Source organism: Bradyrhizobium algeriense (genome assembly GCF_036924595.1).
Taxonomy (GTDB): Bacteria; Pseudomonadota; Alphaproteobacteria; order Rhizobiales; family Xanthobacteraceae; genus Bradyrhizobium; species Bradyrhizobium algeriense.
The window spans coordinates 2,288,244-2,312,456 of the sequence record NZ_JAZHRV010000001.1 but is presented as its reverse complement, the minus strand read 5'-3'; the positions used below and the strand labels follow the sequence as shown (position 1 = coordinate 2,312,456).

The 24,213-nt window shown below is 63.1% G+C and carries 25 protein-coding genes; 12 read left to right on the top strand and 13 right to left on the bottom strand.

What is annotated here, in order from left to right; all coding sequences use genetic code 11:
* Positions 1-52 precede the first annotated feature (52 nt).
* Complete coding sequence (locus V1286_RS11235) at positions 53-1,585, bottom strand: acyl-CoA carboxylase subunit beta (RefSeq protein WP_334479583.1); 1,533 nt, start codon at positions 1,583-1,585, stop codon at positions 53-55.
* Between the two features lie 133 nt (positions 1,586-1,718).
* Between V1286_RS11235 and V1286_RS11230 the strand changes: the two genes are divergently transcribed.
* Both V1286_RS11230 and V1286_RS11225 read left to right on the top strand, forming a co-directional pair.
* Positions 1,719-2,132, top strand: a complete 414-nt coding sequence (locus V1286_RS11230; RefSeq protein WP_334479581.1) for a DUF4260 domain-containing protein — start codon at positions 1,719-1,721, stop codon at positions 2,130-2,132.
* A 261-nt stretch (positions 2,133-2,393) separates the two neighbouring features.
* Complete coding sequence (locus V1286_RS11225; protein ID WP_334479579.1) at positions 2,394-2,897, top strand: hypothetical protein; 504 nt, start codon at positions 2,394-2,396, stop codon at positions 2,895-2,897.
* A 39-nt stretch (positions 2,898-2,936) separates the two neighbouring features.
* On the opposite strand, the gene V1286_RS11220 is transcribed toward V1286_RS11225, so the two are convergent.
* Both V1286_RS11220 and blaOXA read right to left on the bottom strand, forming a co-directional pair.
* On the bottom strand, positions 2,937-4,313 hold the full coding sequence (locus tag V1286_RS11220; protein ID WP_334479577.1) for a serine hydrolase: 1,377 nt from the start codon (positions 4,311-4,313) through the stop codon (positions 2,937-2,939).
* A 76-nt stretch (positions 4,314-4,389) separates the two neighbouring features.
* Positions 4,390-5,208, bottom strand: coding sequence for a class D beta-lactamase (blaOXA, locus tag V1286_RS11215; protein WP_334479575.1), 819 nt, complete (start codon positions 5,206-5,208; stop codon positions 4,390-4,392).
* 152 nt (positions 5,209-5,360) lie between these two features.
* Between blaOXA and V1286_RS11210 the strand changes: the two genes are divergently transcribed.
* A complete protein-coding gene (locus V1286_RS11210) occupies positions 5,361-6,473 on the top strand; it encodes a hypothetical protein (protein WP_334479574.1) in 1,113 nt (370 codons plus the stop codon).
* A 17-nt stretch (positions 6,474-6,490) separates the two neighbouring features.
* On the opposite strand, the gene V1286_RS11205 is transcribed toward V1286_RS11210, so the two are convergent.
* From V1286_RS11205 to V1286_RS11180, 6 genes are all read right to left on the bottom strand, one after another.
* Positions 6,491-6,757, bottom strand: a complete 267-nt coding sequence (locus V1286_RS11205; RefSeq protein WP_334479572.1) for an EscU/YscU/HrcU family type III secretion system export apparatus switch protein — start codon at positions 6,755-6,757, stop codon at positions 6,491-6,493.
* Positions 6,754-8,340, bottom strand: coding sequence for a flagellar hook-length control protein FliK (fliK, locus tag V1286_RS11200; protein ID WP_334479571.1), 1,587 nt, complete (start codon positions 8,338-8,340; stop codon positions 6,754-6,756). The genes V1286_RS11205 and fliK overlap by 4 nt, the downstream gene beginning before the upstream one ends.
* Positions 8,341-8,446: 106 nt before the next feature.
* Positions 8,447-8,842, bottom strand: a complete 396-nt coding sequence (locus V1286_RS11195; protein ID WP_334479569.1) for a DUF2158 domain-containing protein — start codon at positions 8,840-8,842, stop codon at positions 8,447-8,449.
* 197 nt (positions 8,843-9,039) lie between these two features.
* A complete protein-coding gene (locus tag V1286_RS11190) occupies positions 9,040-9,831 on the bottom strand; it encodes an ATP12 family chaperone protein (protein WP_334479567.1) in 792 nt (263 codons plus the stop codon).
* A gap of 143 nt (positions 9,832-9,974) precedes the next feature.
* A complete protein-coding gene (locus tag V1286_RS11185) occupies positions 9,975-11,201 on the bottom strand; it encodes an amidohydrolase family protein (protein WP_334479565.1) in 1,227 nt (408 codons plus the stop codon).
* Positions 11,202-11,297: 96 nt separating this feature from the next.
* Positions 11,298-12,494, bottom strand: coding sequence for an RluA family pseudouridine synthase (locus V1286_RS11180; protein WP_334479564.1), 1,197 nt, complete (start codon positions 12,492-12,494; stop codon positions 11,298-11,300).
* 131 nt (positions 12,495-12,625) lie between these two features.
* Between V1286_RS11180 and V1286_RS11175 the strand changes: the two genes are divergently transcribed.
* From V1286_RS11175 to V1286_RS11155, 5 genes are all read left to right on the top strand, one after another.
* Entirely contained in the window at positions 12,626-13,561 is a 936-nt protein-coding gene (locus tag V1286_RS11175; RefSeq protein WP_334479563.1) for an alpha/beta hydrolase, read from the top strand.
* Positions 13,562-13,679: 118 nt separating this feature from the next.
* Positions 13,680-14,114: a hypothetical protein gene (locus tag V1286_RS11170; protein ID WP_334479561.1), complete on the top strand. Its 435-nt coding sequence runs from the start codon at positions 13,680-13,682 to the stop codon at positions 14,112-14,114.
* Positions 14,115-14,138: 24 nt separating this feature from the next.
* Entirely contained in the window at positions 14,139-14,819 is a 681-nt protein-coding gene (locus tag V1286_RS11165; RefSeq protein ID WP_334479560.1) for a winged helix-turn-helix transcriptional regulator, read from the top strand.
* A gap of 12 nt (positions 14,820-14,831) precedes the next feature.
* Complete coding sequence (locus V1286_RS11160) at positions 14,832-15,227, top strand: TfoX/Sxy family protein (RefSeq protein ID WP_334479558.1); 396 nt, start codon at positions 14,832-14,834, stop codon at positions 15,225-15,227.
* Positions 15,224-15,511 (top strand): YciI family protein, encoded by a 288-nt coding sequence (locus V1286_RS11155; protein WP_334479556.1) that lies wholly within the window; start codon positions 15,224-15,226, stop codon positions 15,509-15,511. Before V1286_RS11160 ends, V1286_RS11155 begins: the two co-directional genes overlap by 4 nt.
* A 120-nt stretch (positions 15,512-15,631) precedes the next feature.
* Here V1286_RS11155 and V1286_RS11150 read toward each other — a convergent pair whose 3' ends face one another.
* The 4 genes from V1286_RS11150 to V1286_RS11135 all read right to left on the bottom strand — a co-directional run bounded on the left by V1286_RS11150 (position 15,632) and on the right by V1286_RS11135 (position 19,531).
* Positions 15,632-16,297, bottom strand: coding sequence for a tetratricopeptide repeat protein (locus tag V1286_RS11150; protein ID WP_334479555.1), 666 nt, complete (start codon positions 16,295-16,297; stop codon positions 15,632-15,634).
* A 47-nt stretch (positions 16,298-16,344) separates the two neighbouring features.
* A complete protein-coding gene (locus V1286_RS11145; RefSeq protein WP_334479553.1) occupies positions 16,345-17,679 on the bottom strand; it encodes a replication-associated recombination protein A in 1,335 nt (444 codons plus the stop codon).
* The gene (locus V1286_RS11140; RefSeq protein WP_334479551.1) at positions 17,676-19,070 is read right to left on the bottom strand and encodes a DegQ family serine endoprotease; all 1,395 of its coding nucleotides are present in this window, start codon (positions 19,068-19,070) and stop codon (positions 17,676-17,678) included. Before V1286_RS11140 ends, V1286_RS11145 begins: the two co-directional genes overlap by 4 nt.
* An 83-nt stretch (positions 19,071-19,153) precedes the next feature.
* On the bottom strand, positions 19,154-19,531 hold the full coding sequence (locus tag V1286_RS11135) for a winged helix-turn-helix transcriptional regulator (protein WP_334479549.1): 378 nt from the start codon (positions 19,529-19,531) through the stop codon (positions 19,154-19,156).
* 122 nt (positions 19,532-19,653) lie between these two features.
* On the opposite strand from V1286_RS11135, the gene V1286_RS11130 reads away from it, so the two are divergent.
* From V1286_RS11130 to V1286_RS11115, 4 genes are all read left to right on the top strand, one after another.
* A complete protein-coding gene (locus tag V1286_RS11130; protein WP_334479547.1) occupies positions 19,654-20,667 on the top strand; it encodes a zinc-binding alcohol dehydrogenase family protein in 1,014 nt (337 codons plus the stop codon).
* Positions 20,668-20,819: 152 nt separating this feature from the next.
* A complete protein-coding gene (locus tag V1286_RS11125; RefSeq protein WP_334479546.1) occupies positions 20,820-21,464 on the top strand; it encodes a hydrolase in 645 nt (214 codons plus the stop codon).
* Between the two features lie 193 nt (positions 21,465-21,657).
* A complete protein-coding gene (locus V1286_RS11120) occupies positions 21,658-22,635 on the top strand; it encodes a Bug family tripartite tricarboxylate transporter substrate binding protein (protein WP_334479545.1) in 978 nt (325 codons plus the stop codon).
* A gap of 7 nt (positions 22,636-22,642) precedes the next feature.
* The gene (locus tag V1286_RS11115; protein ID WP_334479543.1) at positions 22,643-24,136 is read left to right on the top strand and encodes an amidase; all 1,494 of its coding nucleotides are present in this window, start codon (positions 22,643-22,645) and stop codon (positions 24,134-24,136) included.
* Positions 24,137-24,213: the final 77 nt, after the last annotated feature.

The window sequence follows — 24,213 nt, the reverse complement described above, 5'->3', positions numbered from 1 at the left end:
TTGAGGGTGCCACGTCATTTTACATAGCCACTTGGACCAAACTCCAGTCCTCTCACAACGGCAAATTGTCGTGCTTCTTCGCCGGCATCTCGACCTTCTTGTCTTTCAGCATCGCCAGCGCGCGCGCGATCCGCTTCCTTGTCGAGTGCGGCATGATGACGTCGTCGATGTAGCCGCGTTCGGCCGCGATGAAGGGGGACAGGAAGCGGTCTTCGTATTCCTTGGTGCGTTTGGCGATCGCATCAGGGTCGTTCATATCGGCACGGAAGATGATTTCCACCGCGCCCTTGGCGCCCATCACGGCGATCTGGGCGGTCGGCCAGGCGTAGTTCATGTCGGCGCCGATTTCTTTGGACGCCATCACGTCGAACGCGCCGCCATAGGCTTTGCGGGTGATTATGGTGACGAGCGGCACCGTGCATTGCGAGTAGGCGAACAGCAGTTTCGCGCCGTGCTTGATCAGGCCGCCATACTCTTGAGCTGTGCCCGGCAGGAAGCCCGGCACGTCGACGAACGTCACGATCGGGATGTTGAAGGCGTCACAGAAGCGGACGAAGCGCGCGGCTTTCCGTGAAGCATCAGAGTCGAGCACGCCCGCCAGCACCATCGGCTGGTTGGCGACGAAGCCGACCGTGCGGCCGGCGATGCGACCAAAACCGGTGACGATGTTCCGGGCAAAGGTCTCCGAGATTTCGAAGAAGTCGCCCTCGTCCACGACCTTACTGATCAACTCCTTCATGTCGTAGGGCTTGTTCGGATTGTCGGGGATCAGCGTATCCAGCGACATGTCCACGCGCTCGATATCGTCAAAGCTCGGCCATTCCGGTACGCCGTCGGTGTTGTTGGACGGCAGGAAATCGATCAGCCGGCGCATCTGCAGCAGCGTCTCGACGTCGTTCTCGAACGCGCCGTCGGCAATCGAGGAGCGCGTGGCGTGCACCGAGGCGCCGCCGAGCTCTTCGGCCGTCACCACCTCGTTGGTGACGGTCTTCACCACGTCGGGGCCGGTGACGAACATGTAAGAGGTGTTCTTCACCATGAAGATGAAGTCGGTCATGGCGGGCGAATAGACGTCGCCGCCGGCGCACGGGCCCATGATGACCGAGATCTGCGGGATCACGCCCGAGGCAATAACGTTGCGGCGGAACACGTAGGAATAGCCCGCGAGCGCCGCGACGCCCTCCTGGATGCGCGCGCCGCCGGCGTCATAGAGGCCGATGATCGGCGCCCTCGCCTTCATCGCCATGTCCTGCAGCTTTGTGATTTTCAGCGCATGGGTCTCGGAAAGCGAGCCGCCGAACACGGTAAAATCCTTGGCGAACACAAACGTCTTGCGGCCATTCACCGTGCCCCAGCCGGTGACGACGCCATCGCCCGGCACTTTGGTTTTTTCCATGCCGAATTCGGTCGAGCGATGCTCGACGAACATGTCGAATTCCTCGAACGAGCCCTTGTCGAGCAGCAGTTCGATGCGCTCCCGCGCGGTCAATTTTCCGCGGGCGTGCTGCGCCTCGATGCGCTTTTCGCCGCCGCCGAGCTTGGCGCCGGCGCGCCGTTCTTCGAGGGTGTCCAGGATATCCTTCATGCTGCTCCCGCCCGCCTTTGCTGCCGATTTAGGGGCCTTCTAACACGGCATTTTCCGATCCGGAAACACCCTTCCGGCCTCTGGTACCGCCGCCCGGCGAACCCTATATCCGCATCCTGATCAGGGGAATGGAATGACCGATACTGCTAGCGCCGACACCTCAGGCGCCGTCACCGGGGGCGTGCGCACGGTGCTCCGGCTGGAAGGATTAGCGCTCTTTATCGGCATGACGCTGCTTTATTATATTTGGGACGGCGACTGGTGGGTTTATGCCATCCTGTTCTTCGCGCCGGACCTCAGCTTTGCGGCCTACCTGTCGGGACCGCGTTTTGGCGCACTCATCTACAACACCGTGCACAGCTACCTCGCGCCCGTCGCGATCATGACGACCGGATTTGCCACCGCCTCGCCGCTCATTCTCTCGATCGCCATGATCTGGCTGGCCCATATCGGCTTCGACCGCGCGCTCGGCTACGGCCTGAAATATACCAGCGGTTTTGGCTTCACCCATATGGGGCGGATCGGGAAGCCGACCATCAAGGCTTAGGCCGGCGATTTTCGATTCAGGTGAACTGAACGCCGATCTGCGTCGGCTTGCGCCAGACCACGGCGCAGCGCCGCGCGGTGGACTCCATTTCCATCAGAAGCTGAAAGCTGTCGCCCAGGAAGCGCGCAAGGCGGTGAGCGAATCCCTGCAGGCGCTGTTGAAGCTGGGGTAGCGGCGGCGTGATGGAACCCGCCCCACAAGTCAGGCGGCGGTGAAACCAATGAACCCGTTTGCAGTTCTGGCGTTGATGGCCATACCGAAATGGAGGCCATCAAGATGTCTGGATCCAGTTTTACCCAAAAGGCGCTGCTGTTTGCGGTGTTATGCCTGCCCTTAGGCGCAGCCGTGGCCGCACCTGTCTCGCCTTTCGTCGCCATGGCAGGTACGTGGTCCGGCGGCGGTGTTCTCAGCACTAGCGACGGACAACAAGAGCAATTGCGCTGCCGCGCGACGTACAACGTCGCCGGAAGCGGCGAGCAGCTTCGGCTCAATCTGAGGTGCGCCAGCCCAAGCTATAATTTCGATCTCGCAAGCGACGTTGAATACCGTGGCGGCGCGATCTCGGGTTCATGGAGCGAAGCGAGCCGCAACGCATCCGGGACACTTTCCGGACGGGCGGCCGGCGATCACGTCCAGGCTGCAGCAAGAGGCGACAGCTTCTCGGCCAGCCTGTCGTTGACGACGCGTGGCGGACGGCAGACGGTGTCGATCCAGCCTCAGGGCACCAACATCACGTCCGTCTCGCTGGCGCTGAGCCGGCGTTAGCGATATCGGCGAGGCGATCCGGCGCACGGCGATCCAGCCTTACGGCAGCCGCTTGCCCGGCATGTCCTTGCCGTTCTGATGCAGCGTCAGCGACGGCGCCACGCCGCCTTCCGGCCGAGCGAAGCTGACCTGCGCGTCAACCACGCGATAGAAAAACTCGGCCTCGCTCTCGGCGAAGACCTCGAACTCGCGCTGCGCCGTCGCCTGAATGTACAGCCGTCCGCCATCGGGGCGCACCGTCAGGATGAAGGTCGGCGTCACCTCATATCGGCCGGCATAACTTGCGAGAATTTGCGGATCGACCGGCACCTGTCGGCGCAGCCTGGGAAGCGCGTAAGCGGCATTGATGAAATGCATGCCCGCACGCGTATTGGCCGAGTAGTCGGCGGCATTGGACAGCAGGATGCGGGCACGCTTGCTCTTCGTCGAAAATCCGACAAATGATGCGTAGCCGCCGGTGCCGCCATCCTTCCAGACGATCTCATCATTGTGAAGGGTCGAGATAAACCAGCCTTGCCCGACCAATGGCGTACCCTGGCCGGTCGGCCGGCGCTCGGCGAAGGTCATCTCCATGGCAGCCGCCAGCGGCGTGCGCCGGTTACCCAAGCTCACGTCCAGAAACGTAAAAAGATCGTTCGCCGTCGAGCGGAGCGCACCGGCGCCCGCCAATGTCGGAATGTCCCAGTTTGCCACCGGCGCGAGGCTGGCGTCGTGACCACGCGCCAGGCGTTCCTTCATGGAAGGCGACAGTGCAATGCGGGTGCTGTCCATTCCGAGCGGCGCACAAATACGCGAGACCACGAGTTCCTCGTAACTCGAGCCCGCACGCAAGGCGAGCGCATGGCCCAACAGGCCGAAGCCCAGATTCGCGTATTCATAATGCGTTCCGGGCGCAAACGATAATTTGTAACTGGCTAGAAAATCGTAGAGCTGCCCGACCGTGTAGTCTGCATAGGGATTGTTCTTGTCAGCCGGCTTGAAGTTGGAGGGCAAGCGCGGCAGGCCCGACGTGTAGGTCGCAAGATCGAGCAGCGTGATGGGTTTGCCATCGAACTCGGGCACGTGCACGTCGCGCGGCAGAAATTTGGCCACGGGATCGCCGGGCGAGACTTCGCCACGCACCACCATGTCGGCAAACAGCAACGCGGTGAAAACCTTGGTGATCGAACCGATCTCGAAAACCGTGTCGACGTCGAGTGCACGATTGCTTTCAGAACCGGACTGCCCGTACGCGAAAACGCTGCGCCGGTCACCGTCAAGACCGCCCGCGACAAGCCCCAGGCTTTCGCGCCCGACATCCACGCGCTCCCTGAGAACGGCTGCCACGCTCTCTTCCGACGACGCCTGTGCCCAGGCGCGGGCGGGCCCAAGCGAAAGCGCCAACCCTCCCAGCACGATCGAGCGGCGAGACAACATGCAGAGCCCCATAGCGGCGAGTGACGCTAGTCCGGCGTACTCCTGTGTGCCAGTAAAGTCGGCGTGGATCGGTTCGTCAAATCGCCACGATATCGGCAAGGCACTGCTGCACCACCGTCATGCGGGCGGCGATGTGGCTTTGCTCCTTGCAGTCCATGTTCATGGCGAACACGGTGGGGGAAGAGCCCTTCTCGACCCAGCCGACCATCCAGCCCAATGACGGCTTGCCCTGCTCGGCGCCCAGAAGGCCGCTCTTGGCGCGGATGGTGGCGTCGCCGACCTTCGTCACGGTGAGGATATCGCGCGTCAGTTCCTGGCTGCGCTTGGACACCGGCAGCACGCCGCGGCGCAACCGGTCGACGAAGTCGATCTGCTGAATGGGATCAATGCGAAGGTTTCCGGTGAGCCAGAACTGGTCGATGCCACCGCCGATGTCGCGGTTGCCATAGTCGAACAAGTCGAGATATTTCTGCATGCGCTCGGCCCCGATGCGCCGGGCGATTTCCTGATAGACCGGCACGGCCGACACCGCGATCGCCGAGCGCAGCGTGTGGTCCTTGTTCCAGGACTCGATGCTGCGCGTTACGCCGTCCCACTTGAAGACGTCCTTGTCGGGGTCCTCGACCACGCCGGTCTCCAGCGCGATGATCGAATTCGGAATCTTGAAGGTCGAGGCCGGCAGCCTGCCCTCGCCCGAGCGCACCTTGTCGCTGGCGATGATCAGGTAATCGTCCACCTTGTAGGCGACGAAGGTACCCGTCGTGCCGAGATCGAAAAAGCGCTTGGAGAGATCGTCGCGAAACTCGCTACGCTGGTAGGAGACATTGGCAAGGGCGCGCGCGGGCACGAAAGAGGTCGCGGCAAGGAGACCGAGCGCTTGGCGGCGATTGATCACGGTTGTATCCGAATTGGTTGAGGATGCGGAAATGATGCTAATGGCATCGTGGTAAAACAATGACAACCAAAATCTCAGATAGCAATTCTTCGGCCAATACGAAGGTCCGATTTCGCGTTAAATTGCTGCCGATCTGACGATGGAGCGTTTGCTTGCGGCTGATATTTCTTCCCATGATCTTCTGCCTGGCCGCCAGTTCAGCCGCCGCCGCGCCGTTCGTGCCGCCCGGCGTCACGCCGCCCGACTACGTCGTCACCATGAAAGAGACATTTGCTGATCGCAAGGGAAGCAGTATCAGGGTCGTGACCCGTCATGGCGAATGGACCCGCAGCGACAGCACGTACGCCACCCCACCCGAGACCGCCTATTATCGGCACGGCAGCAATGCCTACGTCATTGACAACGGATGGATCAGCCACTTTCTGCGCAATGTCAAACTCGAATACGACCACCAAGCCCGCAACACCGGCGAGCGGCAGACCCATCTCGGTGAAAGCTGCACGGTGTGGGAAACGGCGCGGAGCAAAGCCGATAGCCCAGCCCGGCATAGCTTCACCGACCTGAGCTGCTTCACCGATGACGGCATCGAGTTGTGGCGCCGGAGGTCCGGTGCCCAAGGTATTAGTTGGTCGGCCGAGGCGATCCGGGTCGAGCGTCGGCCGGTTGCAGCCGAGGACGCCCGGCTGCCGCGCGCGCTGCTGGCGCTGAACTGGTGGGACCGAAAGGACTCCGCGAGCTCGACGGCGGCAGAGCATGAGACGGTCATGGAGCTTTCGGAAGAAAGGATACTTCCGGACGGATCGAACCCGGCTTCGCCTACCGTTCGCACGACGCGCCGGGCTGGCCCGTGGCTATTCAAGGAAGTGATCGCAGGCACACAGCGGAAGATCGAGATTTCCCATGATTCAATCCGGATGCGCTTGACGTACAAGAGCGGCGGGGCCGACGTGGAAGAGGAACTCACAATCGCGAGGCCCGACTCCGAACGCGCGAAGCCCGTCCACACCTTCCAGCCTGTTCCCAGCGACCGCTACGATACCGTCCTCGGCGAACGCTGCCGCTGGTTCGACATGACTCCCGGAATGGCCGATGCCAGCACGAGTGCGTGTTTCACAGATGACGGCATCATGCTCAAAGAAGACCATCGCTCCAGGATCTACCGGGGCACGTGGACCGCAACGCGCATCGTCCGGCGCCCGGTCGCGATCGACGAAGTCAAGCCGCCGGCCGAACTGCTGCAGCCGCGCACATGGGACCTCGACTGACGCGGTTTCGCGCGAAGCTAGCGCACGCGGCCCGACAGGCGCAGCACGAAGATCAGCACTTCGGCGACCGCCTTGTAGAGCTCCGGCGGAATTTCTTCGCCGAGCTCGACATGGGACAACGCGCCCGCCAGCACCTCGTTCTCCTCGATCGGAATGTCGTGGGCCTTGGCGAGTTCGATGATCTTCGCGCCGATGACGCCCTTGCCCTTTGCCACGACCCGCGGGGCGCCGGTCTTGTCATAGTGCAGCGCGACCGCAAGCTTGCTTTTGGTATCGACGCTCATAGCGCGCGGTCCAGAAAATGGCCGGCACGGGCGGCGCGCGCGAGCTGCGGCGGCGCGCCGTCGCGGATCACGATATCGCCGGGCTGCAATTCGGCCCGGCTCAGCGCCTGGCTCAGGTCGGATGCGCCGTCGCGCAGTTGCTCCGCCGTCACCGGCCGTTCCGCCCAGATCCGCACCGAGGTCTTTTCGCCCATGAGCGATATCAGCGCATGAACCGGGCCGGCCGGCTCGACGTCGAGCGAAAATCGCGCCCGCCACACCCGTTTGGCGGCCTCGACTTCCTCGCTGCCGCCATCGCGGGAAATCTCGAACTGCGCCATCGCCGTGCCCTGCGGCGTCGCGAACGGAATTTCGAAATTCCAGCGCGGCGCATTCATGTCGGCCTTCGGCGCCGAAGTGTCGATACGATCAGGCAAGGACGCCACCTGCAGCAGGGTTTGCCGCGCGATGGCGGCATCGGTGTCATCGAGCAGATGATGCGCGGTTGCTTCGAGCGGCGCATGCGGCGCAAGCGTCGGCGATGCAATCGGCTGCGCGGCCGGAAGCGCGCCGCGGACGGGTGGCGGCGGCGTGTTGGTGTGGAAGGCCACGTCGCTGCCTCGAACGTCTTTCGGCGTGGCGGCTATCCGCGCCGGGGTGCCAAGCTCCTGCAGCGCTTCCTGCAGCAGGTTCAAGGTCGCGCCGGCCGAAGGTCCGGCGTCGAGCACCGCCGCAAGCGGACTGCGGGCGGCCTGGCCGGCCAGCGCGAGGTTTTCGGCGGCCGGCAACCGTGCCTGCGGCAGCAGGATTTCCGGCATATCGAGATTGGGCGACGCAGACGGTGCAAGGTTCGCGGCGGCGGCCTGTGGCGGCGCGGCTTGTTGCGCCCCGGCCGGTGTCGCCGGCGTTGCGTTACTGCCAAGCGCCGACTGCAGCGTCTGGCGAAGCACGATCAGCGCGGCCTTGAGATCGGGAACGCCGCTCGGGGGAACTGAACCCGCCGCCAGCGACGCCTCGAGGAAGATTCCGGATTTCTGGAACGCGGTCTTGATGTCGCCGCCGTCGAGGTTCTGATCGAGGCTGGTCTGTTGCGCCAGCACCTGCGCGATCGCCGCCTGCAATTTTGGCGGCAGGTTGCTGGAGGAAACCGCCGCGCCGAGATTGGAAAACAACGGCGCCAGACTGTCCTGTTCGGTGACCGCGGCCTGCGCGGCTGCGGAGACGGCTATGCGCTCCAGCGGCGTCAGCACATTTTTCGGTGACACGATGGCCGGCCGATTGGCTGCGGCATCGGCCAGCGCATCGGGTGACAAAATGATGGCGTCGGCCGCGGCATCGCCGCCCTGCCCCAGCAATGCGAGGCGGATGCCGCCATCCTTGCTCTGCATGACCGCAAGCTGCAGGTTCTGGCCCTGCTGCAACGGAATTTCCGAGGCCACGTCGATCGAGAGGCTGGCGATCGCAATCCGCACCAGATTGGCGGACAACACCTTCAGGACCTGCGCGTTGACCACGCTCCCCGGCTGCAGCACGAGCTCGGGCGCAATGCCGCCAGCCTCTTGGGCTGATAGCACCGGGAGAACGGGATTGATTGATATCGCCATGTCATGAGGTCTCGGCCAGACTGCAGACTAACCAGGCGTCGTAAACCTCTCGTTAATACTCTGCCCTTTCGGGCCCGTTAGTAGCGGCAGTTCCACTTGCGCGCCGTCAGGCAGCGACACCCTTGGGAGCCTGTGCGGTCTCCGGTTGTTCAACAACGGTGTTTGCGGACTTTGGCCGTTTGGCCATCTTGCTTGAAACTTCACCCCCGGTATCCGCCGGGGTGTTCATGGCGGCGACCATCTCATCAAGAACCATCTTGTATTCGCCGGCGACCTCCCCCAAACGCGCCTTTCGTTTCCTTGAAGAGTTCTTCTGCAACCGTGCGGGTTCGATCGCATCCTGTCCGAACCGTACGCGCTGAAGCTTCTCGCCGACAAACCAGACGCAGACGATCCCCGTGACTTTGTTGTCATCGAAAATATCGGTGTTCACCGCATCCACGGTCATGACCGGACCGCCGGATTTCAGCACCACGAGATTTCCCGGTTTGAAAACGGTCATTCGCAGATCCGCGGTCAACAATTTTGATGAGCGCAACTCGCGGCAACAATCGTTTCGTCTTGAGGTTGCCGCACCTGCCAAAGCAAGACGCAAACCCAATACGACGCGCGATTGTCCAGACAATGCGCCGTCACCATGCCGATACGTGCAACTTATACTAGCACATCGCCCCGATTCGCGGTGGGCGGAAGCCGATCTCAGCGCGAGGAAGGCGCGCCGGGATTCAATTCCTTGAGAATGCGCACCGCGGCCCGGAAATCGACCAGCCGGGCGGCCCGGCGGGCCGCCACCTCCTCGTCCACGCCCCATTTTTCGGCGTTCCAGTCCTCATCGACATAGGCAGCCGCCCAGACCTGATCGGGATCGCGGACGCCGTGCAGCAGCGCCAGCGCCAGTAGCGCCGAGCCCGTCAGCGTCGTCACCACATGCAGGGCGGCCACCGACCAGGGGTCGGCCGGAAACACGCCGCGGGCGGCCTTGATCGCCTGCGGCGGCTGGGCGGCATGCACGATGCCCTCGGACAGGATGAAATGGGCGCCGAGTTCGTTCGCGGCCCAGGACAGTACCGGGTCCCAATGCGCGGCTTCGCGCGCGACCAGCGCCTCGGGATGGCCGGCGCGATAGAACAGCAAATCCGTGCCGAGGTATTTTGCGGCATCGTCGGCCACGGCATCGACGCGATCGGTGATCTCGGCGACGCTGTTGGCAAAGCGCGTCAGCGGCATGGTCAGGGGATCGATGGTCTCGCCTTGGGCATTCCATTCCGCGGCGATCGCTTCCGCGATGGCGCTGGCCGGCGCGACGACCTGCCGGCCGGAAGGCGTGCGGATCGGCTTGCCGTCGAGCGTGACGGCAAACCCGCCATCGGCCACGGCCGTGCCGGCCTCCTTGTAGAAGCGCTTGCGCCGGGGAGTGCGCGTGGCGCGTCGCACCGCCTCCTCCGGATCGAGCGGCGAATGTCCGGCGACTTCATCGAATAGTTCACGCATGCGGGTCTCGGCTTCCGGCAGTCGATGAATAATCCAGCCCCGACAATACGATATCGGGGAATGCAAATAAAGCCGATGAGGCCGTTGCGGAAACTACTTGCGATTTTGGATCCGGCAATGGGCTGTGCCGGGTTCCGCTGACTTCAGAGCTTTTGATAGATCACCTTGCCGGCCCGGATGGTGTAGGCAACCCTGGCCAGGTTCTTGACGTCGGCAACGGGATCGCCGTCTAGCACCACGACGTCGGCGTCAAACCCCTTCTCGACCCGGCCCTTCTTCGCGGCCTTGAAATACTGCGCGGGATTGGTCGTCAGCGACGCCAGGATCTGGCGTTCCGACAGCGCACGGTGCATCAGCTCATATTCGAGCGTAGTGTCGTAGAGCTGGATGTAGCCGACGTCGGTTCCGAACAGAACCGTACCGCCGCTCTCGGAGAAGCTCTTGAGCTGGCCGACAATGTTGTCGACGATGCGCGCGACGATCTCGGGCGGCAACGGCAGCTTCGCAAACAGGGACAATGTCGGCGTCAGCGCAATCCCCTGCTGCTTGAAGCGCGCGAGCTGCTCGGGAGGATAGCCCGGCTGCCTGGCGACGGTATGCGCCATCACGTCGACCCCGGCGGCGATCACGGCCTCAACACCGGCCGTATTCTGGGGATGCGCGAACACCGGCTTCCCCTGCGCGTGCGCGATATCGACCGCGGCCTTGGCAACGGCCACGTCCATGTTGACGACCGGCTTGTCCTCCCCCTTGTAGGAGCCGGTGAACAGTTTGATACCGTCCAGGCCGGCCCGCAGATAGCCGCGCGTCATTTGCGCAGCTTCGTCGGGCGTGGCGGCTTCGGGGAGTTGCATCTCCGGCGGCAGATAGGCGGGATGACCGCCCCTCGGAAAGATGCTGCCCGCCGTATGGATGTCTGGACCCAGCACCTCGCCCGAGTTGATCCGCCGTCGCAACGGCAAGGTATCGCTCGGGTCGGAACCAACGTCCCACACCGTCGTAAAACCCCACCGCGTCAGCATCTCCCGCATATGCTCCTGCAACGGCGCGGCGGGTGCAGAGCCCGCGTTCTTCCAGACGGCTTGCGTGAAATGGACGTGGCTGTTCCAGAAGCCCGCAACAACAGTCTTTCCGGTGCAGTCAATGACCTTCGCATCCGAGGGAATTTGAACTTCGTTGCGGCTGCCGATTGCAGTAATGACGCCGTTGGTCGTGACGATGACCGCATCGTCGAGCGGAACGGCGTCAGGCGACGCGTACGCCTTGCCGCCCACAAGGGCGAGGGTCTGCGCATTGGCTGTAGTGCCGATGCCGATGGCCGCCGCAAGAAGGCAATAGACAAGCGCGGCGCGGAGCAGATATCCAGTCATGCGGAGCCCTCAATTGAATAACACAGCCGACAATACCTGATGCGTGCGCTACCGGTTTGACAGTTGTTGCGCAGACCCGCGCGTCACGTATCTGTGTTATTCCTCCGGCGCGTTCTCGATCGGATCGAACCGGTCGTGCTCCAGTCCCAGCAAATTCCAGGATTGCAGCATGTGCGGCGGCAGCGGCGCGCTGACGTCGATCACGCCGCCGCGCGGATGCGGGATCACGATCCGCCGCGCCAACAGATGCAGCCGGTTCTGCAGGCCGCCCGGCAGCGCCCAGTTCTCCTTGTTGAAATATTTGGGATCGCCGACGATGGCGTGGTCGATATGGGCCATATGGGCGCGCAATTGATGGGTTCGCCCGGTGACCGGCTTCAGCGACACCCAGGCGAGTTTTTGGGCGGAGGTCTCGACCACGGCATAGTAGGTCACCGCGTGGCTGGCGCCCTCGTCGCCGTGTTTTGCAACCCGCATGATGCTGTCTTCCTCGCTCTCTTCCTTGGCGAGGTAGGTCGAGATGCGGCCCTGCTTCGGCTTCGGCACGCCGGCCACCAGCGCCCAGTAGATTTTTCGCGCCGAACGGTGGCGGAACGAGCCGGTCAAGGCGGTCGCGGCGAAGCGGGTTTTCGCGATCAGCAGACAGCCCGACGTTTCCCGGTCCAGCCGGTGCACCAGCCGCGGCTTCTGTCCCTTGGCGTCGCGCATCACCTCCAGCATGTCGTCGACATTTCGCGTGATGCCGGAGCCGCCCTGCACGGCAAGCCCCGCGGGCTTGTTCAGCACCATGACGTCGGCATCCTCGAAGATGATCATCTCCTTCAGCGCCTTCAGTGTTTTGGTGGCGGCTTCGGACAGCGGGCCCGCGCCTTTCGGCGTTTCGAGCTTCAGCGGCGGAATGCGAACGCTCTGCCCCTCCTCGAGCCGGTCCTTGCTGTCGGCGCGCTTGCCGTTGACGCGCAATTCGCCTTTGCGAACGATGCGCTGGATGTGGGAGAACGACAACCCAGGAAAGCGCGCCTCGAGGAAGCGATCGACGCGCATGTTGTTCTCGTCCGCGGTGACGACGACGGTCTGGACCTTGGTCGGGAGCGGCGGCGGCTCGGGCGCGACCTTCGCCGGCTCGGCGACAAAAGGCTTTGAAGCACGGAGTGGCGAGGCCGCAAACCGCGCCGCTGGCTTTCCGCCCGCGCGATGTGCCGGGGCCCGCTCGGCCTGCGAACCCCGATACGGACGCGCACCCTTGGGGCGATCGCCCGCGGGGCGGAGAGGTCTCTTGACGCGTCGGCTCATGTGGCTGCGGCTCCGAAAGTTATGCGGTTGGGTAGCGCAAAAGCAGCGAATCGTCACGGCGAATTCAGTACAAATCAGGGGCCGGATCGGCCAAGTTAGGCCAAACAACCAAGAAACGTGGGGTAGTCCGGATGAAATTACCAAGATCGGCTTTGACCGTTCTGGCGGCAATGGTCGCTAGCACGGCGTGGGCGCAGATGCCGGAGGATCTGGCCTGGAAGCTCCTGGAACTCGGCCGCGTCATCGACCCACCCAAGACGGTAGAGCTCTACGCGCCGCTGCAGGAAAAAGAGCCGTATCAGGACGTCAAGGTCGAGCGGGACGTTAAATACGGTCCCGCAGATCGCAATCTGCTCGATATCTTCGCACCGGATAACGTGACATCGGCCCGGCCGGTGCTGATCTTTGTCCACGGCGGCGCCTTCGTCGGCGGCAACAAGCGGACCACACCGATCAGCCCGTTCTACGACAACATCATGCTATGGGCCGCAAGGAACGGCTTCGTCGGCGTCAACGTCACCTATCGGCTCGCGCCACTGGCACCCTGGCCGGCGGGCACCGAGGATATCGCCGCCGCGGTCAAGTGGATCACCGACAAGATCGGCGAGCGTGGCGGCAATCCCGCGCGCATCTACCTGATGGGACATTCCGCCGGCGCGGTTCACGTCGCAAACTATGTCTCACATCCCGAATTCCACAAGGTGAAGGGTGGCGGCCTCGCCGGCGCGATCATGCTCTCGGGAATTTACGACCTGACCGCGACACCGCTCGCCGATACCGGGCGCGCCTATTTCGGGGCCGATCCCGCGCGCTACGCCGAACGGTCCTCGCTGTCCGGTTTGGCAACAACGGATATCCCCCTAATGATAGCCGCCGCTGAACTTGATCCGGAAGGCTTCGTGCTGCAATTCGATCTCGCGAAAGAGGCGAGTTGCAAACGCGCCGGCGGATGCGCGCGCACTTTCCTGCTGCCGCAGCACAGCCACATGTCGGAGGTGTATTCGATCAACACCGCCGACACGCGCCTGACCGATCAGATCCTGGATTTCGTGAAGACAGGGAAATAGCGACGGAATTCAGGGCGCATTACGGCCTTGCGCCCGGAACGCCGTTACAGCTGCCACGAATATTGACTCCAGATTTTATAGTATGTACTATAAAAAATGTAGTAAGCTGGAGCCTCCGATGTCAGCAGCATCCGATGTCGCCCGCCCAACCGGCGTCCGCAGCTTTTGGCTTGGCTTTGCCGCCTATCTGCTTCCGTCCTTTCCGATCGCCTTCGTCTGGCATCTCGTCCTGTTCGAGCAGAAGTACCACGCGCTCCAGATCTATCGCGACGAGCCGGTGATTGCCTTCGGACTGGCTTCGATGATCATCCAGGGCGCGATCTTCTCGTGGTTGTTCCCGCGCGTATTCACCCAAGGCAGCGGCTCCTTCGTGAAGGACGGGCTCTTGTATGGTCTTGGCGCGGGCCTGCTGTCGTGGTCATTCACCACACTCGCGGTCGGAGCCAAGAATGTGATGGTTTCCGTGCCGGACTATGTGCTGCTCGAAACCGCGTTCACGATCCTGCAATTCGCCATCGTGGGTCCATTGATCGCGCTTGCCTACCGAAGATGATGCGGAGGACACCAGCCTAGAGGCATGAGCAACCTTCACTATCCGCAATTCTGCGCACTTGCCCGCGCGGCGGAAATCATCGGCGAGCGTTGGACTCTCCTGATCATTCGGGAGCTTCTTCTCGGGCCGAAGCGATTTGGCGATCTCCTAGATCATCTTGACGGCATGAGCCCAACCTTGCTGACAACGCGCCTCACCGCCCTGACCGAATGCAACGTCGTGCGGCGGACCGTCTTGCCGCCTCCGGTCAATGCACAGGTGTACGAGCTGACGGAGATCGGCCGGGAGATTCAGCCCGCGATCCGGGAGTTGATCCGCTGGGGCGGCCGCTTCCTGTTTCCGCCGGTGCCGGGCGACACGTTCGAGCCGGATTGGGTGCTGCTCGGCCTTGATGCCATTGCGAAGCGCTCACCCGTGCCGGAAATCAGGGTCGGCCTCGTGGTCACCCATGGCAAGAAATCGGCCGGCTTCACCGTCGCGGGCAGCAGCGTCGGAACAACGATTCAGAGAGGCCTCACCGATTGCAAGGGGACGCTGGAAGCCCCGTTCGACGCGGTGCTGCAGATTGTCGGAATGAGCGTATCGCTTCAGGACGCGATTGAGGCGAAGCGCGCCACCGTAAGCGGCGCAATCGCGCTCGTACGCAAGCTTCCCCTTCTGTTCGACCTCGCGGATCGCCGGCGGATCGCGCCCGCTGCAAACTGACAGGAGGGACCGGTGGCCTGGACGAAATCACCGCAGTCGCTGATCGATCTGTTCGAGAAGTCGGTTCCGTCAGGCACAAGCGTTTCCCGCCGCAAGATGTTCGGCTACCCGGCGGCCTTCGCCAACGGAAACCTCTTTATCGGGCTGCATCAGAACGATTTCATCATACGGCTATCGGAGAAGGATCGCGCCCGGTTCAGCGCCGAATTCGGCGAACGGCCCTTCGAGCCCATGCCGGGCCGGCCGATGCGTGAATATGTGCGATTGCCCGGCGAACTGCTAACCGACCCGCGCAGGCGCGCATCCTGGATCGATCTTTCGCTGCGCTATGCCGAGGCCATCGTGCCCAAGGCGAAGCCTCCAAAGAGAAAGCAAATGCCCCAACCGGTGAAAAGGAGTCGCACGTGAAGAAATTTGTGCTGTTGCATTACGGATTTGAGAAGCCTACCCCGGAAATCATGGCCGCCTGGGGCAAATGGTTTGAAGCAACCAAGCCGCATACCGTTGACACGGGCGGCTTCAGCAGTGGTCGCGAAATCTCGAAGGGCGGAACGAAGGACCTTCCGCTCGGGCCCGACTCCATCACCGGCTTCACGATCGTCAACGCGGCAAATCTCGACGACGCCGAGAAGATGGCCCAAGGCAACCCCTACATTTCGAGCATTCGTGTCTACGAAGTAAGGTCGGCTTGACGCGAAAGACGTTGCAGCGAACGGCGCGGTTCAGCGGCACTGCTGATGCGCCGTTTCGGCTGCGGCATGACAACCGCGTCGCCCGGCTAGTCTAAGCGGCTTGAGCTATTTGCACTCGAGCTATTTACACTGGGCGACGTTTCTGACCGCCGTCAGATCGCCCATGGAATTGTTGGACGGACGGTGCTTGGCAGCCTCCTCCGCCGCCGCGCAGGCCGCCGCCGCGTCGCCATTCTGGAAGCGCGCCCAGGCGAGATTGGTCCAGGCGTCGCCAAAATCCGGCGCGTCCTTGACCGCCTGTTCCAGCACGGACTGCGCATCACGCGGTCGTTTGGCGACCAGCAGGAAGCGGCCATAATCGGCCTTGAGGGCCTTTACCGGGTTGGGCCGCTCCAGCGCGATCCGGAAGAACTCGTCCGCGGCATCCAGGTCATTGAATCGCGCTTGGGCAACCACCGCGAAGCCATGATAGACGCGGCTCTGTTCAGGCAAAATGAGAAACGCCTGATTAAATCGCACCGCGGCTTCCTTGATCTTGCCGGTATTTATCGCTCTCCAGCCACGCATCGTCGTTTCGTCGAAAGCCTTTTCACGCGAGCCGGCGGCTCCCACGATGGCGTCTACAAATTTTTCATCAGCGGCCTTCTCCTCCGGACTCTTGACCGCGAATCCAAAAAATGGCTGCTCGTTGACCGGCGCGGAATACGTCCGCTTCGTCACTTGCACGCCCGGCACGACCTCGACGGTCTCGGCAGCAGCCGCAAGCGTGGACGCCAGCGCCGCCACAAAGGCCGTGGCGCGAATGGTCTGTACAAGATAGTTCCCGAAACTGTTCATTCGCGCTCACGTTCCCTTCGCAACTTCGCCCAGTAATCCAGCCGCTTGCGGATTTCGCGCTCGAAGCCGCGATCTGGCGGATCGTAGAAGGTCTGCCGCCCCAGCGCTTCCGGAAAGTAGTCCTGCCCGGAGAAGGCGTCCGGCGCGTCGTGGTCGTATTCATAGCCGGAGCCATAGCCTTCCGACTTCATCAGTTTGGTCGGTGAATTGAGAATATGTTTTGGCGGCAGCAGCGATCCGCCCTCCTTCGCCGTCCGCATCGCAGCCCCAAAGGCCTTGTAGGCGGCGTTCGATTTCGGCGCGGTGGCGAGATAGATCACGGCCTGCGCGATCGCGAGTTCGCCTTCGGGAGACCCAAGAAAATCGAACGCATCCTTGGCGGCATTGCAGATCACCAGCGCCTGAGGATCGGCAAGGCCGATATCCTCGACCGCCATCCGCACCACGCGCCGTGCCAGGAACAGCGGATCCTCGCCGGCATCCAGCATGCGCGCGAGATAATACAGCGCCGCATCCGGATCGGAGCCGCGCACCGATTTGTGCAGCGCGGAGATCAGATTGTAATGGCCGTCGGCGGATTTGTCGTAGATCGGCGCGCGGCGCTGCAAAATTTCCTGCAACTGCGCGGCGTTGAAGATTTCATCCTTGCGCGCGGCGCGCCAGACCTCTTCGGCCAGCGTCAGCGCGGCGCGACCGTCGCCATCGGCCATCCGCACCAGCACGGCGCGCGCCTCCGGATCGAGCGGCAGTTTCCGGCCCTCGATCTTTTCGGCATGCGCAAACAGTTTTTCGATCGCGGCGGCATCGAGCGAATGAAACACCAGCACCCGCGCCCGTGACAGAAGCGCGGCGTTGAGTTCGAACGACGGGTTTTCCGTGGTGGCGCCGACCAGCACCACGGTGCCGTCTTCCATCACGGGCAGAAACGAATCCTGCTGGGCGCGGTTGAAACGATGCACCTCGTCGACGAACAACAGCGTGCCCTTGCCCATCTCGCGGCGGGCGCGCGCCGCGTCGAACACCTTCTTGAGGTCGGCGACGCCGGAAAACACGGCCGAAATCTGCTCAAAATGCAGTTCGGTGGCATCAGCCAGCAGCCGTGCCACCGTGGTCTTGCCGGTGCCGGGCGGCCCCCAGAACACCAGCGAGCCCAGCGTGCGCGTGGCCAGCATGCGCGTCAGCGCGCCGTCGGCACCAAGGATATGATCCTGGCCGACGACGTCGGCGAGCGTGCGCGGGCGCAGCCGGTCGGGCAGCGGATGCGGCGCATCCTGCTCCATCCCCGCCGCGGCGAAGAGGTTGGTCGCCTCGCGCGGTTGTTTCGGGCTCATCCGCCCAGCGTCACGTTGATCTGCTGGCCGCCGCGCACCACGACGATGCGCCAGAGCCTCGACGATACTTTCGACGCCTTGTCGAGGTCGCTGGTCTTGGCGATCTTCTGGCTGTTGACCGCAAGGATGATGTCGCCCTTCTGGAACCCGACGCTGGCCGCAGTGCCGCCATCGGCGAGATCGATCACCACGACGCCCTCGGTCTGGGAATCCAGATGCAGCTCGTCGGCAATCGCCGGCGAAATATTGGCGACCTTGGCGCCCTGGAACGGCGAGCGCGCGGTGAGCACGATTTCATCGCGGTTGGTGTCGGGGGCGGTCTCCAGCGGCACCGTCAGTTTCACGGTCTTGCCGGCGCGCTGCACGTCGATCTGCGCAGCGCCGCCGAGCTGCCTTGTAGCGAAGCGGTAGTCGAACGCGTTAGGCTCGTCGATCGTCTGGCCTTCGATCGCAACAATCAGATCCGAAGGCTTCAGCCCGGCGCGGGCAGCCGGACTGTTCGGCGCGACATTGGCGACCAAGGCGCCGTTCGGCAGTTTCAGCCCGAGCGTCTCGGCGATTTCGGGCGTCACCGCCTGCAGTTTCGCGCCCAGCCACGGCCGCTTGACGGCCTTGCCGCCGCTCTTGGCGGACGCCACGACCACGCGCACCATGTTGGCCGGGATCGCAAAGCCGATGCCTTGCGAGCCGCCGGAGCGCGAGAAGATCGCGGTGTTGATACCGACGAGCTTGCCGGTCATGTCGACCAGCGCACCGCCGGAATTGCCGGGATTGATCGCAGCGTCGGTCTGGATGAAGAACTGGTAGTCGGTGATGCCGACCTTGGTGCGGGCCAGTGCCGAAACGATGCCGTGGGTGACGGTCTGGCCGACGCCGAAGGGATTGCCGATCGCGAGCACGACGTCGCCGACCAGCAGTTCATCCGAATTGGCGAACTCCAGCGTGGCGAATTTCTCCCTGCCGTCCTTCACGCGCAGCACGGCCAGATCGGTGCGGCTGTCCTTGAGCACGATCTCGGCCTCGAACTCGCGCTTGTCGGCCAGCGAAATCTTGACCTGATCGGCGCCCTCGATGACGTGGTTGTTGGTGACCACAAGCCCCGCCGGATCGACCATCACGCCCGATCCGAGCGAGCGCTGCATCTGCTCGGGCTGCTGGCCGGGCACGCCGAAGAAGCGGCGGAAGACCGGGTCGTCCAAAAGCGGATTTCGGTTCTGCACAGTCTTCGCGGCATAGACGTTCACCACTGCCGGCTGCGCGCGCTGCACGATCGGCGCGTAGGACAGCCGGAGCTCGGCGCCCGAGGCCGGCACGCGCCGGTCCTGCGCCAGCGCTGGTGTTGCAACGACTGCTGCAACCAGCAGCAGGGCGAAGGAGCGGATCAAATTCATGCGAAAATCCTGGAATTTGGCGCCACACATATAGTCGCGCGGCGGCAACGAGAGAAGATAAAGTGGGACACAATACCGGCCAGTCAGGCCGCGCGATCGGGCGTTTCGACGGCGTCGGGCGCAGGCCCGCAGGATAGCCGTTCCTGATGGCCCTCGCCCCACGCCCGCAGCGTCTCGATCACGGGCCGCAGGCTCTCGCCAATGTCCGACAGCGTGTATTCCACCCGCGGCGGCACCTCGGCATAGACCTTGCGAACCACGAGCTTGTCGTCCTCGAGCGCCCGAAGCTGCTTGGTCAGCATGCGCTGGGTAATCCCCGGCATCCGCCGCCGCAACTCCCCGAAGCGCTGGGTCCCGGCCTGCAGGTGGAACAGGATCACGCCCTTCCACTTGCCGTCGATCAGGTCAAGCGTCGCTTCGACCGCGCAACCCGGCCGGTGGGCAAAATTCCGCCGTTTCATGGATTTTTCCCAATAGTATACAAACAGGGACTAGTTCCCCGAATTTACAGTACTTGCCAAGTTGATGCTAGCGCGACAGTTAGGCCCTAATCGCTAAATCAGGCAACCAGGAGGGCACGGACATGAAAGCCGTCGGCTACAAAAAATCGCTCCCCATCGAGGACGCGCAATCGCTATTCGATTTCGAAACCGCAAAGCCGGAACCGAAGGGTCGCGACGTCAGGGTCGCCGTCAAGGCGATCTCGGCCAACCCGGTCGACTACAAGGTCCGCAAGCGCGCCGCCCCGCCCGAGGGCGAGACCAAAATCCTCGGCTACGACGCCGCCGGCATCGTCGATGCCGTAGGTCCCGACGTAACCCTGTTCAAGCCGGGTGATGAAGTGTTTTACGCCGGGTCGATCCTGCGCCAGGGCACCAATGCGGAATTTCATCTGGTCGACGAACGGATCGTCGGCAAGAAGCCGAAATCGCTATCGTTCGCGCAGGCCGCCGCGCTGCCGCTCACTTCGATCACCGCTTGGGAGTTGCTGTTCGACCGACTCGGCGCCGTGCCGGGGAAGAGCGTCGATCCGCGCACGCTGTTGATCACCGGCGGCGCCGGTGGCGTCGGTTCGATCCTGATCCAGCTCGCGCGCCGCCTCACCGGCCTGACGGTCGTCGCCACCGCCACGCGCCCCGAGTCGCAAAAATGGTGCCTCGACCTCGGCGCGCATGCCGTGATCGACCATTCCAAACCGATGAAGGAGCAGACCGAGAAGCTGAAAGTGCCGCCGGTCGCCCTGGTCGCGAGCCTCACCTTCACCGACCAGCACTACAAGGCGATCGCCGATTTTATCGCGCCGCAAGGCAAGTTCGGCCTGATCGACGATCCCCCGGAATTCACGGTCTCTGCCTTCAAGGGCAAGGCGGTCTCGATCCATTGGGAATCGATGTTCACGCGCTCGTCGTTCCAGACGGCTGACATGATCGCTCAGCATCATCTGCTCAACGATGTGGCAGATATGATCGACAAAGGCGTGCTGCGCACCACCCTTGACCAGACTTTTGGCACCATCAACGCGGCCAATCTGAAGCGGGCGCACGCATTGCTAGAGTCAGGCAAATCGCGGGGCAAGATCGTGCTGGAGGGATGGTAGCAGGCGGATTTGATGGCGGTCGATCACGGAATGCTGGTCGCGAGTGCAATGGCGCACCGGAGAGGATGAAACCGCGACCGCTATATGATTGGGTCTGATACAGGTTAGATCATCAATGACGACTGCTTCACTTCGACTCGAAGGAGAACAACGTGGCAAAGACAAAGACCCAGCCCGAGCCCGTCCGCGACCCCAAGGCCGATCATCTTCTGACCCCGCAAAACTGCGTTCTGGTCCTGATCGACTACCAGCCTGAGCAGTATTCGACCGTGACCTCATCCTCCCGTGAGGAGATCACCCTCAACGTGGTTGCGCTGTGCAAACTCGCTCAGGCCTACAGTATCCCCGTGGTGCTCTCGACGGTCGCGGTAGGCATGGGCGTGAACGAAGGCACGATTCCGGCGATCCGCGAGGCTCTGCCGGGAGTGGAAGAGATCGACCGCACGGGCGTCAATGCCTGGGAGGACGAGGACTTCCGCAAGGCCGTCCAAGGCACGGGGCGGCGCAAGGTGGTCATCGCCGCGCTTTGGACCGAAGTCTGCCTGGCCTTTCCGACCCTCGACATGCTGGCCGAAGGCTACGAGGTGTATCCGGTTGCCGACGCTGTGGGCGGCATCTCGCCGACCGCACACACGCGTGCGTTTGACCGAATGATTCAGGCGGGGGCAAGACCCATCACTGCGATCTCGTTCGGCTGCGAGATCATGCGCAACTGGGCGCGCGGAGATTCCGACAGTCTGCGACACGTCATGCGATGGTATTTCCCCGAGCATCGCCATCTGCACAAATCAGCTTGAGGGACGCAGAGGTTGTGCTGCGGACTTATGGAAAATGTGGCGCCCTCCCCGGCTAGAGGGTGGCAGGAGGCCCAACAACAGGGTTGATCGGGACGTCGATTCAAGGGACGCTGCTCCATCGATCCGGGATGGCTGTCGCCGAAAACCCGGCGCGAATTGCCGGGGACACGGAAGACAGGAGACCTGTTTCGACATGATACGGATGTTTCTGACGGCCGCGATAGCGTCGGCCTGTGTGGTGGGCTGTGCCTCGATCGCAACAGCGCAAGGTAGCTACCCCGAAAAACCGCTGCAGTTGATCGTGCCCTTTCCGGCGGGCGGCGCCTCCGACGTCGTCGGGCGCATCCTTGCCGGCGAGCTCGAGACCCGTCTGGGCAAGCCCGTCATCGTGATCAATCGCCCCGGCGGCGGCACCACGATCGCCGCCAAGGAGGTCGCCATCGCGGCTCCCGATGGCTACACCCTGTTCTCCAGCTCGAATTCGACCTTCACCTTGCAGAATGCGGTGAAGGAGAACGTGCCGTATGACAGCGCGAAGGATTTCGAGCCGATCGCCCAGACCGGCACCATAACGATGGTGCTGGTCACCAATCGCGACAATCCGATCAAGGACGTTGCTGCGCTGGTTGCGGCGGCCAAGGCCAATCCAGACAAGCTATCGCTGGCTTCCTTTGGCGTGGCGACCATTTCGCATTTTGCCGGCGAGCTGTTCAAATCGAGTGCCGGCATCAAGATGGTGCACCTGCCCTACAGGGGCAGCGCGCCGGCGATGAACGACCTGATTGGTAAGCACATCGAGTACCACGTCGATACCGTGATCGCGATCAGGCCGCAAATAGAAGCCGGCACGGTTCGCCCGCTGGCGGTGTTCTCCGCCAAGCGCTCGCAGTTCCTCCCCGACGTTCCGACGCTCGCCGAACTCGGTTATCCCAATATCGACCTTGTCTCCTGGGGTACCGTGGTCGTGCCGAAGGGAGTCCCGCCGGCCATTCGCGATCGGCTGACCTCGGTGCTGGAAGAGGCGATCGCAAGCCCTGCGGTGATCGAGCGCTTTAAGAAGGTCGGATACGAAGCCGGCTTCAAGCGTTATTCGGACTGGCCGGGTTTCATCGCCAAGGAAACCGCGGAGATGAAAGAACTGGCCCTCAAGGGCGGGATCAAGGAAGAGTAATCCCGACATGACCGAGCCGTGCGATCTGCCCGCGGTAACGGCCCGGGCGCTGATCGGCGAGCGCAAGCTTTCGCCGGTCGAACTGATGGACAGTTGCATCCGGCGGATCGAGGAGATCGATCCCGCCGTCAATGCGGTCATTGCGCGCTCGTTCGAGTCCGCGCGCGCAACGGCGCGGGAGAGCGAGGCTGCCGTGATGCGCAGCGATGCGCTCGGCCCGCTGCACGGGCTTCCGCTCGGGGTGAAGGACCTGATAGACGCCAAGGGGCTGCCGACGAGTTTTGGCAGCGTGCTGTTCACGGACAACATCGCGGCCGAGGATGAAGCTATCGTTGCGATGCTCAAGCGCGCGGGCGCGATCGTCATCGGCAAGACCAACGTCCCCGAATGGGGCGCCGGCGGCAACACCCGCAACGCGCTTCATGGCGCCACCGGCAACCCGTTCGATCCCGAGCGTTCCGCCGCCGGCTCGTCCGGCGGATCGGCGGTCGCGCTTGCCACCGGCATGGTGCCGATCGCGACTGGGTCGGATACCGGAGGTTCGGTGCGAAACCCCGCCGCGTTTTGCGGTGTCGTCGGCTTCCGCCCCTCGCCCGGGCTGATCGCCAGCAACAGCCGCAACATGGCATGGCTGCAAATCTCACAGCTTGGACCAATGGCGAGAAATGTATCGGACGCCTGCCTGATGCTTTCCTGCATGCTGGATCGCGACGCGCGGGATCCGCTATCGGCGATCCTTCACGCCGGCGGAACGCCCGAACGTGCGACCTATCGCAATCCGCCAAGGGTCGATCTCGCTACCTTGCGGATCGCAGCGACATCCGATTTCGGATTTGCGCCGACGGAGCGCGCCATCGCTGCGACATTCGAGAGGAAGCTCGCGACATTCGGATCGGCGTTCCGCAGCCTCGAATGGACCCATCCGGACTGCAGCCATGCCGACGAGGTGTTCCGCATCCTGCGCGCCGTCGCATTTCTGGGGCGTCACCGTGAACTCGCCGAGAAATATCCGGACAAGGTGGGCCCCAATATTCGCGACAATGTCGCCGAGGGGCTCGGCTATTCCGCGCTCGACGTGGCGCGTGCGCTGTCGCTGCAGACCGCGCTCTATCGGAGCTGGCAGACATTCTTCGGCGCGCATGATTTTGTCATCGCGCCAACGGTCACGATCAGCCCGCGGCCGTGGTCGGAGCTCTACCCAGCCATGATCGACGGCACGCCGACCAAAAGCTATTTCCACTGGCTGGCGCTGGCCTATGCCGTCACCAATGCCGGACATCCGGTGGTGGCGATACCGGCCGGCCGCGACGGCGCCGGATTGCCGTTCGGTATCCAGATCATCGGCCCGCGCGGCGGCGATGTCGCAACGCTTGCCGTTGCCCGCGAGATCGAGGCGCTGCTTGCCGCCAATCCGGAGACGGCCCGCCCCGTCCCCGATCTCGCCTGGCTGCGCCGTCAGCCGCCAATTTCCTCCCGGCCGGGTTTTCTAGATTTCGACTGAGGCGATACTCGTCCGTGGCTCGCTTGCTGGAAAACGGCGTGCCGCGCGGCAAGATCGCCTGGCGTGATGGCCGATGT

Coding starts and splice junctions, on each gene's coding strand:
- V1286_RS11235 (WP_334479583.1), bottom strand. CDS start 1,585: ATGAAGGATATCCTGGACACCCTCGAAGAACGGCGCGCCGGCGCCAAG.
- V1286_RS11230 (WP_334479581.1), top strand. CDS start 1,719: ATGACCGATACTGCTAGCGCCGACACCTCAGGCGCCGTCACCGGGGGC.
- V1286_RS11225 (WP_334479579.1), top strand. CDS start 2,394: ATGGAGGCCATCAAGATGTCTGGATCCAGTTTTACCCAAAAGGCGCTG.
- V1286_RS11220 (WP_334479577.1), bottom strand. CDS start 4,313: ATGTTGTCTCGCCGCTCGATCGTGCTGGGAGGGTTGGCGCTTTCGCTT.
- V1286_RS11205 (WP_334479572.1), bottom strand. CDS start 6,757: ATGAGCGTCGATACCAAAAGCAAGCTTGCGGTCGCGCTGCACTATGAC.
- fliK (WP_334479571.1), bottom strand. CDS start 8,340: ATGGCGATATCAATCAATCCCGTTCTCCCGGTGCTATCAGCCCAAGAG.
- V1286_RS11195 (WP_334479569.1), bottom strand. CDS start 8,842: ATGACCGTTTTCAAACCGGGAAATCTCGTGGTGCTGAAATCCGGCGGT.
- V1286_RS11190 (WP_334479567.1), bottom strand. CDS start 9,831: ATGCGTGAACTATTCGATGAAGTCGCCGGACATTCGCCGCTCGATCCG.
- V1286_RS11185 (WP_334479565.1), bottom strand. CDS start 11,201: ATGACTGGATATCTGCTCCGCGCCGCGCTTGTCTATTGCCTTCTTGCG.
- V1286_RS11180 (WP_334479564.1), bottom strand. CDS start 12,494: ATGAGCCGACGCGTCAAGAGACCTCTCCGCCCCGCGGGCGATCGCCCC.
- V1286_RS11175 (WP_334479563.1), top strand. CDS start 12,626: ATGAAATTACCAAGATCGGCTTTGACCGTTCTGGCGGCAATGGTCGCT.
- V1286_RS11170 (WP_334479561.1), top strand. CDS start 13,680: ATGTCAGCAGCATCCGATGTCGCCCGCCCAACCGGCGTCCGCAGCTTT.
- V1286_RS11165 (WP_334479560.1), top strand. CDS start 14,139: ATGAGCAACCTTCACTATCCGCAATTCTGCGCACTTGCCCGCGCGGCG.
- V1286_RS11145 (WP_334479553.1), bottom strand. CDS start 17,679: ATGAGCCCGAAACAACCGCGCGAGGCGACCAACCTCTTCGCCGCGGCG.
- V1286_RS11140 (WP_334479551.1), bottom strand. CDS start 19,070: ATGAATTTGATCCGCTCCTTCGCCCTGCTGCTGGTTGCAGCAGTCGTT.
- V1286_RS11135 (WP_334479549.1), bottom strand. CDS start 19,531: ATGAAACGGCGGAATTTTGCCCACCGGCCGGGTTGCGCGGTCGAAGCG.
- V1286_RS11130 (WP_334479547.1), top strand. CDS start 19,654: ATGAAAGCCGTCGGCTACAAAAAATCGCTCCCCATCGAGGACGCGCAA.
- V1286_RS11120 (WP_334479545.1), top strand. CDS start 21,658: ATGATACGGATGTTTCTGACGGCCGCGATAGCGTCGGCCTGTGTGGTG.
- V1286_RS11115 (WP_334479543.1), top strand. CDS start 22,643: ATGACCGAGCCGTGCGATCTGCCCGCGGTAACGGCCCGGGCGCTGATC.